Raw genomic sequence first — 18,033 nt, 5'->3', positions numbered from 1 at the left:
CTATATGGCCGACCAGGTTGGCTTTTTACTCTTTGACGCTAAAAATCAACTCAATTTCATCATCAAGTCTTCTTCCTGTTGGGGTAAAACCAAGCTTTTGGTAAATATGGAGAGCATTCCCTTCCTCTTTATCCATTGTGGTCAGGGACACGCCTTGTAAACCGATAATGGAAGCGTATCGCTTGCTAAAGTTAATCGCTTGATTTCCCAATCCCTTTCCTTGAAAACGATGGTCAATCATGACGCGCCACACGTACAAATGATCCTTTTGAAAGTGATCATCGAACTTGTCGAGTAGTCTTGGATCGATAAGAGAGATGAGCCCAGCTGGCTTGTCGTCTAAATAAATGCCATAACTGACGCTATCGTCGTTGAAACTCGCCTCTGCAAGCCATTCTGCGTTATTAGCAATGAGATGTTTTTGGGACTCTTCCACGGAGAGGTCGATAATGTCATCGATGGTGTTACCGTTTATTTTTAAAAAGCTAACGTTATTCATGGTAATCTTCCTTGGATAGGTATTTATCTAAAACCATTTGCGCAACATAAAGATCTTGATAGGCAATTCCTGAGCTATCAAAAATAGTAGTGTCGTTTTTGTTCCTTTCTTTTAATTGAAGCTTGTCACCGATCTGATAGATCTCTTTATCTGGCGCATGCTGGAACTCACCAATCGTTTTGGACTGAGATAAATAATCACAGTAGAGGGTGGCGTTCTCAAATAGCGATGGTGGAAGTTCCTGTTTTCCTATTTTATCTGCTCCCATTGCAGAAATATGAGTTCCAGGTTTTACCCATGAAGATTCAAACAAAGGAGCGGTGGACGCTGTAACGGTAACAATAATATCAGCGCTTTCACAGGCTTCTTGAGCGGATTTGATGTCTGTTGTTAACCCTTCTTTGCTTAGCTCTTGCGCTAATTGGTTGGCGTTAGTCTGATTTCTACCAACAATCAGGACTTTAGATAGATTCCTAACTTTTGAAATGGCAAGCGCTTCGTATTTAGCTTGATGACCTGTGCCAAATAACGCGAGTACAGATGAATCTTGTCTCGCCAGTAGATCAACAGCGATGGCATCAGCTGCTGCAGTTCGGTAGGCATTGACCAAACTTGCTGACAAAATGGCTTTCATTTCCCCCGTATCCGGTGAAAGAAGAAAGATATGAGTACCATGGTTTGGTCGCCCAAACTGATTATTGCAAGGCCAATAGCTTCCCATTTTCCAACCAAGTAATTGATTTGTGCATGCTGATTTGAGTGAAAACATTGAGCCTTCGATCTGGCCTGATGCGTTAACGACCGGAAATATTGATGAGTGCTGATCTTGTACTGAAGAAAATGCCGCTTTGACCGCTTTGTATGCCAGTTCGTGAGAAATTAACGCTGCTGTCGTTTTTTCATCTAGATAAATCATGTTTACCACCCTGAAACACGTTGCCATTGCTCAATTTGACCCTCGACCAAGTCAAAGACATAGTATTTACTGTGCATAGCGCTTGTAGAACATGCATGATTTGGGACGATGTGTACTCTAGAACCAATGGGAAAACATTCGAAGTCGATCTCGCTTCCAGAAGCCGCTTCGAGTATGCCGTGCTCTTGATTTACCTGCACGACTTTCAGTATTTGATTCTCTTGGCCGTTCGGTTGGAGAACCACGCCATAACATTGTTCGTCATGGCCTTTATCTAAAGAAAGAGCCATCCAACCAGCATCAACAAATATTTGCCCCCTCGATTTGTTGTGTCCAATAACACTACTTACTACTGAGATTGCGATATCGTTTAAGGTACACACTCCAAGCCGATGCATCACTAAGTCAAACAACGAATAGACGCCAGCTCTGACTTCTGTGATTCCACTTGTGTTTGTGTATGAGCATGCCGTCGGGGTAGACCCCACGCTGACTATATCGCAGTAAATCCCAACCGACTCGAGGCGTTTCGCTGCAAGTTGTGCAGTCGCTACTTCATTACTGGCGGATTGGTTTAACGCTTCTCGAGACTTACAGTGGTAAGACTCACCTGCGTGGAGCATCACCCCTTTAAAATCGGCCAAACCCTTATCTAAGCTATTAGCCATTGCAATTAGGGCTTCGGAATCTGCACTTACACCACCTCGGTGTCCGTCGCAATCAATCTCTATCAGACAGCTAATAACACACCCACGTTCTTGACAGTAGCTGTTAACGAAATCGACTTGTTCCATGCTATCAAGTAAAACCACAATACTCATACCACGTTTCAGTAGCAGTTCGACTCGCAATAGCTTTTCTTTTGATATGCCAACAGCATAGAGAATGTCTTTACAACCATAACTGGCAAGCTGTTCTGCTTCTTCAAGGGTGGATACAGTGATTGGATCCTCTATAGAGTCAATTAAGTACGGAAGCGCATCTAACGATTTTACTGTCTTAAAGTGGGGCCTAAGTGGTGTGCCTAGTTTCGACATATGGCTGCGCATTTGAGTAAGGTTGCTCAAAAATTTTTGTTTGTCCAAATAGAGAAATGGTGTGCCAATAGCATTGTATTGTTTTTCTAAATTAGGGTGTTCTGTATGCTTAATCATTTCATTTACCTAAGCTTGCAAAGTGAAATTAACTATTGATGAAATGATTATGAAGTAGGAAGAAGTTGAATTATATTAACAAAAATCTACTTATACATTAGGTTGGAAGTTAATGTTAACGACAGAAGATATTCGATTTCTTGTGGTAGTTTCTAACCATAGGACATTGGCAGATGCGGCTCGTGCGCTCAATATAACGCCTCCATCAGTCACTCAGCGTATTCAACATATCGAAAAGAAGCTATCGCTTAAGTTACTTCAACGGCCTTCGCGCATAGTTAGCTTAACAGAAGAAGGGCGCGTTTTAGTCGATACAGGTAGTTCTATCCTTGAGGATTTGGATGAACTCACCGATAAACTCAATGAAAGCAGAGGGGATGTCAGTGGTCGTCTAAGAGTATTGGCGCCCCTTGGCTTTGGCAACGATGTGATAGCACCTTTATTAGGTGAGTATAAAAAAGCTCATCCGCGCCTAGAAGTGGAGCTAGAGTTATCAGATAAGCCAAACTGGGCCAACCATCATAAATGGGACATTATCATCTACATTGGTCACCTGGCGGATTCCAGCCTTAAGATGGTGAGTTTAGCCCCAAACAAGCGCTTTGTTTGCGCTTCGCCGGAGTATTTATCACGTTATGGACAGCCTGAAACTCCGCAAGATCTTAAGATGCATCAATGTATTGCGTTGAGAGAAAATAATGAAGATGTCACGTTGTGGAGCTTTACTCATACAGTCTCAGGAGCCATAGAAAATGTTCGAATTCGTCCTTCACTTGCAAGTAATGAGGGCAGAGTGATTAAAGACTGGGCCTTAAGAGACTTAGGGATCATCATGCGATCTGAATGGGATATTCAGTCACAGGTTGATAGTGGTAAATTAGTGCGATTATTACCAGATTACGAGCTTCCAAATGCCGATATTGTTGCCCTCGTGAGTTCTGCTGCGCATGAGAGGTCAGCGCGAGTCACTGGCTTTTTATCTCTCCTAAAAGAGCAATGCCAAAAAGCGCCGTGGTTAAGTCGAGACTAAGTTGTCGTGGTTAGTTTATAAGGCTCGGTTAAGCTCACAATCGAAGAATGTGAGCTTAAGTAATTATCTAGCTGAGGACGGTTAAAGAGCACGTACCGCGGCGGCTGCGATGATGCCAGCTGCAATTGCGGGCAGAGGCTTTTTCACGATGAACATAACGACGGCAGTAGAAAAAAGTGCTGCTCTAGCACCGTTATCACCTTCAACCGCTAGTGGGGCTAAAAGGGCAACTAATACGGAACCTGACATCGCAGTGATGAAACGTTGAACCCGTTCGCTAATTGGAATAAATGACATAACATACACTCCGCCCCAGCGGGTTATGAGCGTGACTAACGCCATAGCGATGATGATAAGCAGTGTGCCACCTACGCTCGTTTCGATGTTCATGCTTTTTTCTCCTTCCAACAAGCACCTAAGACTCCACCAGTAATGGCGCCAACCACTACGTGGCTATTCTCTGGTAAATACCAGTACGCCAACATAGAAGAGGCTGCTGCTGTGGCCCAAATTGCAAAGATTCTTAAGTCTTTCGGCCCAGCCACTACCATAGACAGCAGGAAGCATCCCATAACCATATCGAGTCCGAGGCTCACCGGATCTTTGATTGCGTTACCAAAATAAATGCCGATCCAGGTGCCAACAATCCAAAACGACCACATCGCTAAGCCGCCACCAACAAGCAAACCAAAACCTGGTTCTTTTCTACCAAATGCATTGAGTGCCATTGCCCAGTTCGCGTCTGATGCTACTAGCATTACACCGTAACGTTTTGTCGGTGGGAGTTGTCGTAACCATGGATAAAGCGTAGCGCCCATCAAGAGGTGACGAGCATTAATAGCAAATACAGTAATAAGCACTGGAATCAGAGGTACTTCTGCTCCCCACATTTCTAGCGTGGCAAATTGTGAAGCACCGGCGAAGACCAGTGTGCTCATCAACATAGTGGGAAATACATCTAGTCCAGTTTGTACGGCGGCAACACCGAATGCGAGGCCAAATATGACCACAAACATGGACAGAGGTAAAAGTTGGGTGAAACCGTTCCACACGTCGATCCGGGTAAATTCGTGCAACTCTGATGAGGAGCGCTGAAGATGTTGAGTATTTTCTGTCATAGAGATACCTAGCCAGCAGGCAAAAAGGGCAGTGCCATATGAATGCGTTTGTTATTCTTTTGTAAACTTCATGTTTAACATCAATTGAAATGGCTTTCAAACACTAAGTGCTATATAAAAAAACAAGTATACCTGAACGACTTTAAGATGAAGGGGTTAGAGGATTTGTCACTTGCTAGGGCTCAAGGAAAGTAACGCAACGCAAATAGCAAACTCTGTTCAATTGAGAAGAGCACGGATTGTTACAGATTAGTATATAAGTAGGAAAGCGAGCACGAGGCTCGCTTTTTCGTTCTGTTACGAACAACTGAAAGGGTTTATTTTACGTAGACACGAGGGTTCGCAGCACCCCAAACCGTGTATAGTTCTGGGAAGATGACCTCTGCATGTTTTTCCATTTCTGCTGCCGAAATCGTTTTGCCTTGCTGAGAGCCAAACAGTACAACTTCAGAACCAGGCTCAACATCTTTGATACCTGTAATATCAACCATGGTGGTGTTCATTGAAGCCACACCTGCAACTTTTGCTCGTTGGCCATTGATCAGTACTTCTGCCGTATTGCCCATTTTTCGTGGGTAGCCATCAGAGTAACCAACAGGAATGTTCGCCATTAGGCTTTCTTTGCTCGTTTTGTAGCTGCTGTCGTAACCGACAGTGCTATTTTTTGGCAGATGGTGAACGGATGCCACGCGTGTTTTGAAAGACACGATAGAAGGGTACTCAGGGTTGGTTGGCAGATCACCGTATAAAACGCCACCAGGACGAACCATATCAAGCTGTGCTTCAGGAACATTAAGTGCAGTGTAAGAGTTGGCCACGTGCAGCAAAATATCTTCGCGTTTTAGGCCCGCTTCTTTAATCAGCCATGCAGAGCTGTCTTTGAACGAAGATAACTTTTGACGAACTTCGTCTGCATTGTAGTTAGGGAAATGAGTCATGATGCCAACAATATTAACGCCAGCTTGTTGAGCGATTTCTAGCGCTTCTTGCTTGCCCGCTTTTGTCGTCATATCAACGCCATTACGTCCCATACCACCGTCGTTAAGAGCAAGGTGAACTTTGATTTCTTTACCCGCTTTCTCTGCTAGCTTAGACAGTACTTTGGCTTGCTCTGCAGTGCCAATCAGCTCTTCAATATTTAAGTCGATTGCAGCTTCGATCTCGCCAATATCCGCCGAGCGTACACGCATAAGTTGACCTTTAAAGCCACTGTCGCGAACGGTCTGTGCTTCGGCGTTACTTGCAACGGCAACGCAAGGGATTTGTTGTTCGATAATAGTCGGCATCAGGCCCGCGATGCCATTACCGTATGCGTCGGCTTTCATCACGGCGCAGATTTTCGTTTTGCCATCCATGTGCGACTTGAACTGCTCAATATTATCGCGGAATTGACCTAAGTTTATTTCCAGCCAAGCGTTAGCGCCTTGAACTTGCTCTGCTTTTACTACAGTGTTGCTAATTTGAAGAGGGGCTGCAGTAGCTTGCATCGCAGGAGCAACGGTTGCAGCAGCGATAGTCAGTGATAGTAAGGTTTTATTTAAGCGCATAAAGTCTCCGTACGCGTTTTTTGTATTGGTTATGTTATTGAGTACTTGGGGAAAGTACCTGACGAAGTAAAACGCTCCAAGTAGTGCTTTGGAGCGTTTTTGAAGATCATGATTCAATATACCTCAGTGATTGCACTCAATTTGTGCAAATCGAGGTTGATTCAATATCAACTAAGGTATCCACTGAGTTTAACTCAGTTTAAAGCGGCTCATTACATCTTTAAGAGAAATTGACAGCTGGCTTAGCTCACGACAAGCCTGTGCGGTTTGCTCTGAGCCCTGTGATACTTCTTGAGATGCCAAGTGTATGTTTTCAATGCTGCGGTTAAGCTCTTCTGCAACAGAGTCTTGCTGGTTACAAGCCGTGGCGATTTGGGTGCCCATGTCTGAGATATCAGAAATCGAGTGTTCAATGTCGCTCATCAGCTGTTTTGATTGAATGCCTTGCTCTGCACATTCTGAGATACTGGTTCTAGAAAGTTCTGTCGCAGATTTCGCGTCTTTTGCAAGCGATTGTAGCTGTTCAATGATCGACGTAATTTCGCTGGTTGAATCTTGCGTACGGCCTGCAAGCGTTCGAACCTCGTCCGCAACCACGGCAAAACCGCGACCAGACTCACCAGCACGCGCAGCTTCAATGGCTGCATTAAGCGCAAGTAGGTTGGTTTGATCGGCAATGTCACGGATAACATCAACAATAACGTTAATTTTATTCGATTGCTGTTCAAGCTCTGCCACAGTATCGCCCGCAGCACCAATTACGTTTGAAACTTCATGAATCGCGTCAACCATGCCTTGCGTTTCACGAACACCGTGTTGTGTACGACGGTTTGCTTCGTTAGCTTGGTTCGCTGAATCTTCAGTATTACGTGCAACATCGGCTACTGCTGCTTTCATTTCTGTCATTGCCGTAGCAATGTGTGTAATTTGCAGTTGTTGATCCTTCATACCAGATGCAGAAATGTCGGAGATTTGATTCATCTCTTCTACTGCACTGCTTAACTGTGTGACCGCAGCAATCACGTTGTCGATAACTTGGCGCAAGTCATCTTGCATCTTAGTGGTCGCATCTGCCAGCTCACCTAGCTCGTCATTGCCGATGGCTTTACGATCGATGTCGTTTGATAGGTCACCTGTTGCGATGGCATTTGCTTGCTCGACAACAAGTTTTAGTGGGCCACAAATAAGGCGTGTCAGCACGTACGTCATGCCTACCATGATAAGCAGAATAATCACGTTGCTTGCAATTGACGAGTTACTCAATCCATTTACAGAAGAAAGAATATGAGTTTTGTTACTGTCCATAGCATTTTTAAGTAGACGGATCAGTTCACCGAGCTCAGAGTCAACCGCTTCGAAAGCAGGTAAAGAGTTCGCCAAAATAGGGTGGGCCTTGCTTTTGTCGTTGGCTAGCATCGCTTCGTTGTACTGATCCATAGTGACCAAGTACTTTTTCCACTGACGCATAAGGCGCTGGTAAGTTTGTTGCTCTTCACCAGGCCAAATCGTTTCACCGTAAGAATCGAGCTCTTTGCTGATCTTTTCACGTTCGCGAATGTTGCTGGCAATTTTGTTTCTGATTTGGTCTGCGTCTTCATAAGTGTATGTCGCAAACTGAGCACGGCGCCAGCGAGACAAGTGATCTCGGATCGAATCTACTCTTTCCATAGCAGGAAGCGTATCATCGGTATAGTTTAAAAGCTCAGATTTAATGCTTTTGAGCTCTGTAGATAAAAATACGCCAAACGCAATGTTGACGATGGCAATGAGTAAAAACGATAGCGATATCTTTTTCGCTATAGAAAGATTCTTGATAGACATTAGTGATATACCTTGTTTTTCTTATGGTGTGTCGCCAAAGTAAACCACGTCCTTATATGTGATATATGTCCATTAAATTACTGCAACGAGTGTAAGCTATCATTATTTATTGATATTTTCGATAATGAATTGAGCTTTTTTTGAAAATAAAAAATGTCAATGATTTTATAAAGGTACGACCACATTCGATGCAAAGTTATCGGTAACAAAATATGATATTTCGTGTGAAACAGTGCCAAGAGTAGGGGCTCCAATTGTTACAGATGTTACAGAGCTGAAGAGAGTGGTGACTACGATCCGCGTTAGTCAGGCGTTTACAAGCTAAGCCGTTACGGGCATCAACATGTGTGTGACTTAGAGTTGATGAAAGCTAACGAGTGTTTCTTGGCCTAATTGAATGCCAATTGTACCGTCTGGGTCGCTTTTTAAGCACTTAAATCAAAAAGATAAAATTTATTGTTGACCAGATAAATTAATCCGTTAAAGTACGCCTCGTTCTCACGGCAAAGGTCGCTGAGACAGATGGTGTCTAACCCATCGCATGATTGCGTTGCCCTGGTGGTGGAATTGGTAGACACAAGGGATTTAAAATCCCTCGGCGTTCGCGCTGTGCCGGTTCAAGTCCGGCCCGGGGCACCATCAAAATCTTTGGTAACAGAGATATAAAAATCAGAAAGGCGCCTTGGCAGAGTGGCTATGCAGCGGATTGCAAATCCGTGGACCTCGGTTCGACTCCGGGAGGCGCCTCCACTATTTCGAAAGCCAGTCTTAAATGACTGGCTTTCTTCGTTTTAAATCCATCATTCTATACTCGTTCACGCTTCTCTAAATTCCTCCCATGTTTTGATCACCATTCAATATTTTCAATGCGCTAGTCATTGATTTTATAAATGTTAAATAACTCAATAATTGTATAGGGTGATTGGTGCTAATTTCTCTTCGATTGTAATCCGAACTTTTTGTATCACAGGCAGCAACTTGGCTAGCGTGACCGTTGGCAATGCTTGGTGTGTATGAGCAGAAAGGAGGATTTTAGTCCTTAACGTGAGAGAAAAATAATGAAAACATTTAAATTAAAACGCACTATTTTACCTTTAACCTTGTTGCTAAGTTCATCTGCATTGGCTGCTGGGAATGGCACAATGATGCAGTATTTCCATTGGTATGTGCCTAACGATGGCACACTGTGGACTCAAGTGGAAAATAACGCTCCAACGCTAGCAGAAAACGGATTCACAGCGCTCTGGCTACCACCTGCATACAAAGGAGCGGGTGGCAGTAATGATGTCGGCTACGGCGTTTATGACATGTACGACTTGGGAGAGTTTGATCAAAAAGGATCAGTGCGCACCAAATACGGCACGAAAGATCAGTATCTTAGCGCTATCAATGCCGCTCACAACAACAATATCCAGGTTTATGGTGACGTGGTGTTTAACCACCGTGGTGGTGCGGATGGAAAATCTTGGGTTGATACTAAGCGGGTAGATTGGAACAACCGCAACATTGAACTTGGCGATAAATGGATTGAAGCGTGGGTGGAGTTTGATTTCCCTGGACGCAACGACAAGTACTCTAACTTCCATTGGACTTGGTACCATTTTGATGGCGTGGACTGGGACGATGCAGGTAAAGAAAAAGCCATCTTTAAGTTCAAAGGTGAAGGTAAGGCATGGGATTGGGAAGTCAGTTCTGAAAAGGGGAATTACGACTACCTTATGTATGCTGACTTAGACATGGATCATCCTGAAGTTAAACAAGAACTGAAAGATTGGGGTGAGTGGTACATCAACATGACTGGTGTTGATGGTTTTAGAATGGATGCGGTGAAGCACATCAAATACCAATATCTTCAAGAATGGATTGATCACCTACGTTGGAAAACAGGGAAAGAACTCTTCACGGTCGGAGAGTACTGGAACTACGATGTGAATCAGCTGCATAACTTTATCACCAAAACTTCTGGCAGCATGTCTCTGTTCGACGCACCGCTACATATGAACTTCTACAATGCGTCTAAATTGGGTGGTAGTTACGATATGCGTAAAATCATGGATGGTACGCTGATGAAGGACAATCCAGTCAAAGCGGTAACCTTAGTAGAAAACCATGATACTCAACCTTTGCAGGCGTTGGAGTCGACGGTCGATTGGTGGTTTAAGCCGCTCGCTTACGCGTTTATCTTATTGCGTGAAGAAGGTTATCCATCTGTGTTTTATGCAGATTACTACGGCGCGCAGTACAGTGATAAAGGGCATGACATCAATATGGTCAAAGTGCCTTACATCGAAGAGCTCGTAACACTGCGTAAAGACCATGCGTATGGCAAACAACATTCTTATCTCGACCATTGGGATGTAATTGGCTGGACTCGCGAGGGCGATGCAGAACATCCACATTCAATGGCAGTGATCATGAGCGATGGACCAGGTGGCTCGAAGTGGATGTATACGGGCAAGCCAAGTACACGCTATGTCGACAAGTTGGGCATCCGAACTGAAGACATTTGGACAGATGCGAACGGGTGGGCTGAGTTCCCTGTAAATGGTGGATCTGTCTCGGTTTGGGTTAGCGTTGAGTAATCCATTCTTGTGATTTTGATACAGAACAGGCAAATTTTGATGAAACTTTGCAGTGAATCAATACGTTATTTGATATTCACATAACAAATGAGTAACTTATATTTGAGCATTATCTAGAGGAAGATGAAGAATGGAATCTATTGCTGATGTATTGGTTGTGGCTATTGTGTTCGGTGCCATATTTGGGGGCGGGATAATTAAGTTAATCTTGAATCATCGTAAAGAAGTAAGAGCCTTGGAAATATCTGAACGTAATACGATGAGCCAAGAAGAACAAGATAACCTTAACAAGCAAATTGGTGACTTGAAGCGACGCGTTGAAGTGTTAGAGCGCATAGTCACAGATAGCAAATATCAACTTGAAAAAGAAATTGCCTCTCTGTAATTCACCACAAAAACGTAAAGCCGGCTAAGTCCGGTTTTTTAGTGCCTGTACATCATAGTTTTAGGGTACTTAGCTCAGCGTTCGTCAAAGAAGTCTTTATCGCGGATGTATTTACTCATAAAGTGATAAGAGAATGGTCGCATCAACCAACTAAATAGAGAACAGCCAAGTCGAATGAACGTTGGCGTATTCTCGTATATTCTCCCGTTATACAACCATAACATTTTGCCTACATGCCAATAGAGAAAAGGCACTGGCGGCATAAATGTCACGATGTCGATATCGCAACAAATCCGGTAAGTTTTGTGCCCCAAACGGTAGCGTTTTTTGAAGGTCCAATCTCCAACCGCGGGCTGACCGAAAGTCACAACGCGTTTAATGCTCTTTGGGTATTTTTTCTCAATATAGTCGGCAAAAACACTGCCAATCGCGCCACCTGAAGAGTGACCAGTAATGGTGATTCTTTTTCCCCTAAGAATGAGCGGTACAACGATACCTTCGAGGCGCTCGATCACGGTCAACCCCAACCGATCTTCATTTCGGCTCGGTAAACTTTCTTGAAACAGAAGATGATAGAAACCCGCGTGAATGCGGTAATTCAGTCCCAACCTTCGACAGCTTCTCGTCCACATCGCGAAGTTTAACAACCAATCACTGATACTGTGTGAGCCTTTAATCACTACGACCACTTCACTCTGTTTTTTACTCCAGAGCACACGAATCATAATCTTACCGTGTTCATTTCTAATGACTCGTTGCCCATTAGGATCGAATCCGTATTGAGTTTGTCTGAAGACGCGAGGATAGGCGAGATTACAGAGTACGGCATAGCGCTCATATTGGTATCGTTTTAATGGTTTCACGTTATCTTTCTTTATGGAGCCTAACGACTGACTGTAATTAATGAATATTAAAAATACGTGAACCTAGGTTAGTGCTGGTAGAGGCATTGTGTGTTGGTATCGTGGATGAAAGCCTCAAATTGGTCTAAGTGCGTTAAGATGGTCTGGCGCGAGATATCGTGATGTTCACTAAGCACGTTAAGCAGCTTTTTCAGGGTCTTACGATTTTTTTTATTGAGGTTTACTGCCTCTTTGAGCGGTGTGAAAAATTCAATTTGACTTGAAGTGTCGTTAAAATCACCGAGCTTGTCTTGTAATAGTTTTAATTGTTTCACGTTGTTTTTGTGCTGTGGGGAAGGGTAGAGTGCGGAAAACCCTTCTAACAAATAACGCAGCGCTTTGCACTTTATCCTCATCGAGTGAATCACGTTGTCACAACTTTTGTCCGAGATCTTGCGCCGTGCTTTGTCGACCTTTTTAAATTGTTCGGAGACTTTTTGGCTTGCGAAGAGTAACGCAGGTACGTTGTTATCCACTCGTTCGTGTTGTGTACTTCGCAGCAGACTATTCCTGACCAAAGTGCAGTGCATAGTGTATTCTTGTGTCGCTAGCCAACGCGCAACTTTTGTCTGTTCGTAAGCACGTTCGGATTCTATAAAGCCAAAAAGCTGCTCAAGAGAGGGTTTGTGGTTTGGGAGCATTTCAATGTATTGGCTTTTGTCCAAGATAAATACGTCCAAATCACGCAGCTTATTTGTTTTCTTCATCATTATTTTTAAATGAGGTTTCAAAATACGCTGTTCAAAAGGAGGTATCAATTCGCGAAGTAGCAAGCATAGTGAGCGTATGCGCCTCAGTGTGACGCGATATTGGTGTGTATATTCAGGACCCAAGTCATGGACGATCCCCTGTTCCAGAGAGCGTGCATAATCAAATTCAGTAAGTAAGAAGTGGGGTACTACGAAGTCGAGTTCGGAATCAGTGTGTAGCGGTAATTGAAATGATGACTTTCGAAACATGATGAGCGCTTATTTATCCCCTGCGGTACGAGTTAAGTTTATACCCATACTGTCAATTTGTGCGACTTGTCGATTCCTCGTTGATATGAAGTGATGAAGCAAAGTAAACGAGAGCAACACAAGCTGATGTTCTTGTGAGCAAAATGATCGCCCTTTGTTCGTTTGAGTTGGCTTTTTAACCATTTGAATAAAAAAGACTAATTTTTTGTTGACCAGATAAATTAATCCGTTAAAGTACGCCTCGTTCTCACGGCAAAGGCCGCTGAGACAGATGGTGTCTAACCCATCGCATGATTGCGTTGCCCTGGTGGTGGAATTGGTAGACACAAGGGATTTAAAATCCCTCGGCGTTCGCGCTGTGCCGGTTCAAGTCCGGCCCGGGGCACCATCAAAATCTTTGGTGACAGAGATACAAAATCAGAAAGGCGCCTTGGCAGAGTGGCTATGCAGCGGATTGCAAATCCGTGGACCTCGGTTCGACTCCGGGAGGCGCCTCCACTATTTCTAAAAACCGGCCTAGTGCCGGTTTTTTACTATCTGGTATTGTCAAACTATTCTAATACACATTTTTTATTGAATAATTAATTTTTGTACAAATACCAACCTCAATTATCAGCTAATCACCCTTTAACTGGTTTTCCTGAATTGCTATCTATAGCGTCATATTGTCATGTGATTTTAGTTCAATACTGAAAATAAAGTTGCGCATATATCCTGCTTGTTTCTCTATATGTCTTTAGTTGATATTGCACTGTATCGCTCAGTCTGTCTTTTAATCGAGTATAAAACTAGGTGAGCAAAAAACTTTTCACCACTTTAATTTAACGTAAATTTAACAATTAAAGATGGATAATATTACTCAAGAGTTGTTGAGGTATATTATTCGAATGACTCGTTATTAAGTTAATGAATTTAAAGGTTATAATTTCATGCGATGAAATTGAGGTTGTTTTAGTTCAATTTCTACTTTTTTGATTTTTAATGATTTAAATTGGCTGTAGTGCAAGTGATTTATTAAAGTCATTGTTGAATACAAAGTTTGTTCATATAAAACAATCATAAGGTTATTTTAAGTAACTGACAAAAATGGACAAATTTATTATTACACAAACTTAACCTAAATTACTTATCGCTCTGGTTGAATTTTGACCGGTTGCTTTGCTATGATTCCGGCTCTTATATTTTTGGTGGTTATCCTTTTATAACCATGTTGATGTATATAGGAACATATTTGGCTTTATAGGCTAGGGCATTTTATTGCCTAAAATTTATATTATTTTACCCTACCATTTCTGCTTATATTGGCGGGAAGGTGAACTAGTTATTAATTTAAAATTAGGTGAAGCAGTGATAAAAAATATTAAAATAAATAGAACAATCCTAAATAAAGGGTTGTCATTTTTATTAGTAATATTCGCTTGTTTACAGAGCATCCATTACGCCAGTGCAGCAGGAAGTACGACGGGACAGCAAAATACATTGGTTATCCTGCTGAACTTCAAAGAAAACCCAAATGAGCAGCCATTAACTTTGTCAGAGGCAAATAATCTAATCTTTGGCACAGTGAATGACTTCTACCGTGAAAGCTCTTTTGATCAAATGTGGCTGTCTGGGAAAGTCGTGGGTTGGTTTAATCTACCGTTGTCTAATCAGGTTTGTGATTTTACCGCTGTTCAAGATGCAGCGGATCAAGAAGCCATCGCTGCGGGAGTGAAGCTTGAAGAGTACGATCGTATTGTTTACTTGATGACAAAAACGGCATGTGGTGTCGCTGGATCGGCAACTATTGATGGCATGCCTTCACGCGCGCACATCAATGGTGATTTTTCTCCGATGAATATCGCTCATGAGCTTGGACATAACTTTGGTTTGCATCACTCTCGTGCACTTGATTGTGGCGAACATACGCTTTCAGACAACTGTACGTTGCGTGAATACGGTGATACCTATGATGTAATGGGTGGTCCAGACATCGGCTATTTGAATACTTTCCAGCGCGAGCGACTAGGATGGCTAGAGGGAGAGCACGCTTCAAAGACACTGGAAGTTACTCAAAATGGTACTTACTCCATCGCGAATTACGAGACGACTAGTGATCAGCCAGTTACGATAAAAGTACCTCGTGGTACTGATCCTTCTACAGGTGCAAAAAAATGGTTTTACATTGAATACCGCCAGTCTATTGGGTTTGACGACTTTTTAGATGCTCGTTCTTACTCGTTCTATCGTGGGGACGTTACGGATGGCATCATCATTCGAAGCGCTGTAGAAGGCGATGGGCGCAGCAGTAATCTGCTTCACTTTAAAACTGATTCTGAATATCGTGCGGTTTTTGGCCGAAATGACTGGTTTGACCCATCTATGCCGGTCGGTGGTAGCTATACTGACCCAGACTCAGGTGTAACATTGAGTTTGGTGAGTGCAGCGAACGGCATCGCCGAAGTAAGCGTTGTCTTTGACGGCTCTGACAACGGTAATATCGGGACTTGTACTGTTAATGCTCCATCAGTAACTGCGAAAGCTGCAACAAACAACTCGGTTGCAGCCGGCGATGAGGTTCAATATCAGGTCACTATTACTAACAAAGATAGTGCAGATTGTTCTGCGAGCAGTTTTTCTGTAAACGCGTCAGTGCCAACTGGTTGGAAAGCAAGCAGCAATGCAATCACGCTAGCAGCAGGTGAAACCGGACAAGTAATGATATCAGTCGTATCTTCGGTGGACGCTAGTGATAAAGACTATGCTTTGAATATGATCGTGACGCACGGCGAGGACTCAAGTCTGCAAACCGCAGCATCCGTAAATTACTCTGTAACCACTGAAATCTCGCCATCACCAGAGCTCGTTGCTGTTGATGATCAGGTGACTATGTCTTCGAAACAGTCGGTGATTATCGATGTGATGGCAAACGATGTTGTTGGAGAGCAAAACTCTGCAAGCGTGGTTTCTTTTACTAGACCAAGCAAGGGGCGACTAGAGCTGTTATCAGATGGCACCCTGCGTTACACACCTGAGAAGAAATTCAAAAATAACGACAGCTTTACCTATACCATAGGTGATGGTCAAAGCAGCTCGACCGCTCAGGTCTCAGTGAAGTTAGAGTCTTCATCTGGTGGAGATTCTGGCAACTCTGGTAACAATGGGAAAGGTAAGAATAAATAGAACGATATAGTTCGAAAGAAAACGCCTGACGAGTTAACGTCAGGCGTTGTTTTATTAAGTTGTAAGTAGACCTTATTCAGGGCAGCTAACAGGCTCTGGACAAGTTGGACATAGCGTACATTCTGCAGACGCTGTTATCGCTTCTACGACAACATTACCGAAGATAGTTTCACCACTCGCATCCACAGTATCTGTAAACGCTCTGACTTCTTCACCCGGTAATGGAAGGCCTTCACCATCTCCTGGGATTGGCTCGTAGTTACCAGTAAAGTCGTAACACTCAGCAGGCGCAAGCATACCAACCTGGATTGGATTCGAGTCTTTGTTGTCGATTACGACAATGCCGTCAATGGTGACATTGGAGGTATTACATACACTACCACTGTAATTGACTTGAAGACCGTATTCATTAATACCAGTATCTTCAAATCGATTCACGACGACGACACTACAGTCTTTCTCTAGAGACAATGAACCAGGGATGTTTTGGCTTGGGCATTCCCAATCTGCGTTGTCAGAAACCGCAACACCACCACCAGTTTCAAGTGCTGCGCTTACTTCTGCGTAGTTAGTGATACCGTTTTGGTCAATAATAAACGAACCATTAAACTCTTGCGTTTGTCCAACGGCGAGCATAGCTAAATTGAACACATGGTCACCAGCAGCCATATCGTTGTCAACGGCTGTAGTGTCTGTTGCCACAACATCATACAATGCAAAGTCACCGGTGTTTTCTACAGTGAGTTTATAGTTGTATTTCAAAGTGTTACCATTGACAACATCACCAAATGTACAAGTTTTAGTGATTTTAATGTCTGGTACGCCTGGTGTGTAACAGAATGAAATATGACTTAAGCCATAGTATCTACCATTGTTACCCACAGGTGCATGTAGTAAGGCATCATCTTGATACAATAATCCATCTGTAAAGTAGTTATATAGGTTTCCGTCAGGACCACCTTTTACGAAGATAGCTTGCATAATCACAGGGCTATCACCTTGATCCCAACTGAAGGTTTTTGCCCCAGGTTGTTGATCAATAACCACTTCAAGCATGCCATCACCGAAAGTGCCGTCTGTAACTGGCTCAAGCTTGTATTCTATCAAACCATCGATCCCTGGAAGTAATTGTTGACAGGTGTTATTCCCTTCAACAAATATTGGTTGCACGCCTCGGCTTGAAGGGTCGCCAGCGGATGCGTAAACAATTTGAGAGCTCAGCACTAAGCTAACCGCTATGACCCAAGTAAACAGCTTAAACATGCTGCTGATATTGATCGCTGTAAGTATATTCTGGCTACATAAAGTGGAACAACGGTAACTCTTATTGCCCCACCAAGAGTTAAATATGGTTTTCATAAAACCTCCTTGTGTAAGTGGGCTCGCTACGTCCTTGAGCCCACATACGTGATAGTTTTCTCACAGAGTTAAACTGCGCCAGTTGACTAGCATAGAGTGTTCCATATTTAACCTTTTGTATTTGTTGATTATTTTTTATTTTTGTACAGAGGGGTGAACAGTTTGTTTATATTTTCATAAATGGTTGAGCTAAAACTTATTCGCTAAACGACTGAATATGTTTTAGTTAAATGAGTATTCAATTAGATGTGTAAAGGATGTAACACTATGCAAACAGGTGTTACACATCACCTTCACATTAGTTGGAGCAGGTGAGTAAGCGTCTATTTCATATTCATAGTGGACAGTTTCAATACCGTCGTTTTTGTGCACCTGTCACAGGTGTAAACAATAAAGTGTCAATCTGTAACATTATCCTAGAACACGTATATATCTTTGTTATCGTAGGTTTTTTTGTCTCTTTTGTTTTCTTTCTCTTTCTTTAAAATTGAACACTCTGTTCATTCTCTTCGCTGTTGAAAATATTTAGTTTAATAAAATCATAACCTTAAGTAGTGGCATGCTCTATGCGTTATAGGAGCTCGAAACGAAAGTTGTAT

At 42.9% G+C, this 18,033-nt stretch carries 14 protein-coding genes and 4 tRNA genes; 8 read left to right on the top strand and 10 right to left on the bottom strand.

Going from position 1 to position 18,033, the window contains the following annotated elements; translation table 11 throughout:
- Positions 1–25 precede the first annotated feature (25 nt).
- Genes NL645_RS03385 through NL645_RS03375 form a run of 3 tightly spaced genes read right to left on the bottom strand, consistent with a single transcriptional unit; the run spans position 26 to position 2,569 of the window.
- Positions 26–499 (bottom strand): GNAT family N-acetyltransferase, encoded by a 474-nt coding sequence (locus NL645_RS03385; protein ID WP_046875380.1) that lies wholly within the window; start codon positions 497–499, stop codon positions 26–28.
- The gene (locus tag NL645_RS03380; RefSeq protein ID WP_104973731.1) at positions 492–1,415 is read right to left on the bottom strand and encodes an ornithine cyclodeaminase family protein; all 924 of its coding nucleotides are present in this window, start codon (positions 1,413–1,415) and stop codon (positions 492–494) included. Before NL645_RS03380 ends, NL645_RS03385 begins: the two co-directional genes overlap by 8 nt.
- A 2-nt stretch (positions 1,416–1,417) precedes the next feature.
- A complete protein-coding gene (locus tag NL645_RS03375) occupies positions 1,418–2,569 on the bottom strand; it encodes an alanine racemase (RefSeq protein WP_253651195.1) in 1,152 nt (383 codons plus the stop codon).
- 112 nt (positions 2,570–2,681) lie between these two features.
- On the opposite strand from NL645_RS03375, the gene NL645_RS03370 reads away from it, so the two are divergent.
- Entirely contained in the window at positions 2,682–3,599 is a 918-nt protein-coding gene (locus tag NL645_RS03370; RefSeq protein WP_253651194.1) for a LysR family transcriptional regulator, read from the top strand.
- A gap of 81 nt (positions 3,600–3,680) precedes the next feature.
- Here NL645_RS03370 and NL645_RS03365 read toward each other — a convergent pair whose 3' ends face one another.
- The 4 genes from NL645_RS03365 to NL645_RS03350 form a co-directional block, all read right to left on the bottom strand.
- On the bottom strand, positions 3,681–3,989 hold the full coding sequence (locus NL645_RS03365; RefSeq protein ID WP_012842209.1) for an AzlD family protein: 309 nt from the start codon (positions 3,987–3,989) through the stop codon (positions 3,681–3,683).
- Positions 3,986–4,717, bottom strand: a complete 732-nt coding sequence (locus NL645_RS03360; protein ID WP_167427542.1) for an AzlC family ABC transporter permease — start codon at positions 4,715–4,717, stop codon at positions 3,986–3,988. Before NL645_RS03360 ends, NL645_RS03365 begins: the two co-directional genes overlap by 4 nt.
- A gap of 317 nt (positions 4,718–5,034) precedes the next feature.
- Positions 5,035–6,264: an alanine racemase gene (gene alr, locus NL645_RS03355; RefSeq protein ID WP_134645707.1), complete on the bottom strand. Its 1,230-nt coding sequence runs from the start codon at positions 6,262–6,264 to the stop codon at positions 5,035–5,037.
- Between the two features lie 189 nt (positions 6,265–6,453).
- Positions 6,454–8,085: a methyl-accepting chemotaxis protein gene (locus NL645_RS03350; RefSeq protein WP_012842212.1), complete on the bottom strand. Its 1,632-nt coding sequence runs from the start codon at positions 8,083–8,085 to the stop codon at positions 6,454–6,456.
- Positions 8,086–8,637: 552 nt separating this feature from the next.
- Between NL645_RS03350 and NL645_RS03345 the strand changes: the two genes are divergently transcribed.
- From NL645_RS03345 to NL645_RS03330, 4 genes are all read left to right on the top strand, one after another.
- A tRNA-Leu gene (locus tag NL645_RS03345) sits at positions 8,638–8,724 on the top strand.
- A gap of 37 nt (positions 8,725–8,761) precedes the next feature.
- Positions 8,762–8,835: transfer RNA gene (locus NL645_RS03340), tRNA-Cys, on the top strand.
- Positions 8,836–9,143: 308 nt separating this feature from the next.
- The gene (gene amyS / locus NL645_RS03335; protein WP_253651193.1) at positions 9,144–10,667 is read left to right on the top strand and encodes an alpha-amylase; all 1,524 of its coding nucleotides are present in this window, start codon (positions 9,144–9,146) and stop codon (positions 10,665–10,667) included.
- Between the two features lie 130 nt (positions 10,668–10,797).
- The gene (locus tag NL645_RS03330; protein ID WP_012842214.1) at positions 10,798–11,052 is read left to right on the top strand and encodes a hypothetical protein; all 255 of its coding nucleotides are present in this window, start codon (positions 10,798–10,800) and stop codon (positions 11,050–11,052) included.
- Positions 11,053–11,126: 74 nt separating this feature from the next.
- Here the strand turns inward: NL645_RS03330 and NL645_RS03325 are convergent, their stop codons facing one another.
- Both NL645_RS03325 and NL645_RS03320 read right to left on the bottom strand, forming a co-directional pair.
- A complete protein-coding gene (locus NL645_RS03325; RefSeq protein ID WP_253651192.1) occupies positions 11,127–11,915 on the bottom strand; it encodes a lipase in 789 nt (262 codons plus the stop codon).
- A gap of 68 nt (positions 11,916–11,983) precedes the next feature.
- Positions 11,984–12,913 carry a CHAD domain-containing protein gene (locus NL645_RS03320; protein ID WP_253651191.1) on the bottom strand — a complete coding sequence of 310 codons (930 nt, stop codon included), beginning with the start codon at positions 12,911–12,913 and terminating at the stop codon, positions 11,984–11,986.
- A gap of 301 nt (positions 12,914–13,214) precedes the next feature.
- Here NL645_RS03320 and NL645_RS03315 point away from each other — a divergent pair.
- The 3 genes from NL645_RS03315 to NL645_RS03305 all read left to right on the top strand — a co-directional run bounded on the left by NL645_RS03315 (position 13,215) and on the right by NL645_RS03305 (position 16,075).
- Positions 13,215–13,301 (top strand) — tRNA-Leu (locus NL645_RS03315).
- 36 nt (positions 13,302–13,337) lie between these two features.
- Positions 13,338–13,411: transfer RNA gene (locus NL645_RS03310), tRNA-Cys, on the top strand.
- 981 nt (positions 13,412–14,392) lie between these two features.
- Positions 14,393–16,075 carry an Ig-like domain-containing protein gene (locus tag NL645_RS03305; RefSeq protein ID WP_012842218.1) on the top strand — a complete coding sequence of 561 codons (1,683 nt, stop codon included), beginning with the start codon at positions 14,393–14,395 and terminating at the stop codon, positions 16,073–16,075.
- Positions 16,076–16,147: 72 nt separating this feature from the next.
- Here NL645_RS03305 and NL645_RS03300 read toward each other — a convergent pair whose 3' ends face one another.
- Entirely contained in the window at positions 16,148–17,434 is a 1,287-nt protein-coding gene (locus tag NL645_RS03300; RefSeq protein WP_041853064.1) for a hypothetical protein, read from the bottom strand.
- Positions 17,435–18,033: the final 599 nt, after the last annotated feature.

This window comes from Vibrio sp. Y51_MX_L26 (genome assembly GCF_024181935.1).
GTDB classification, from domain to species: domain Bacteria; phylum Pseudomonadota; class Gammaproteobacteria; order Enterobacterales; family Vibrionaceae; genus Vibrio; species Vibrio diabolicus.
Note: the sequence above shows the minus strand (reverse complement) of the source record. Positions and strands in the feature narration are given on the sequence as shown.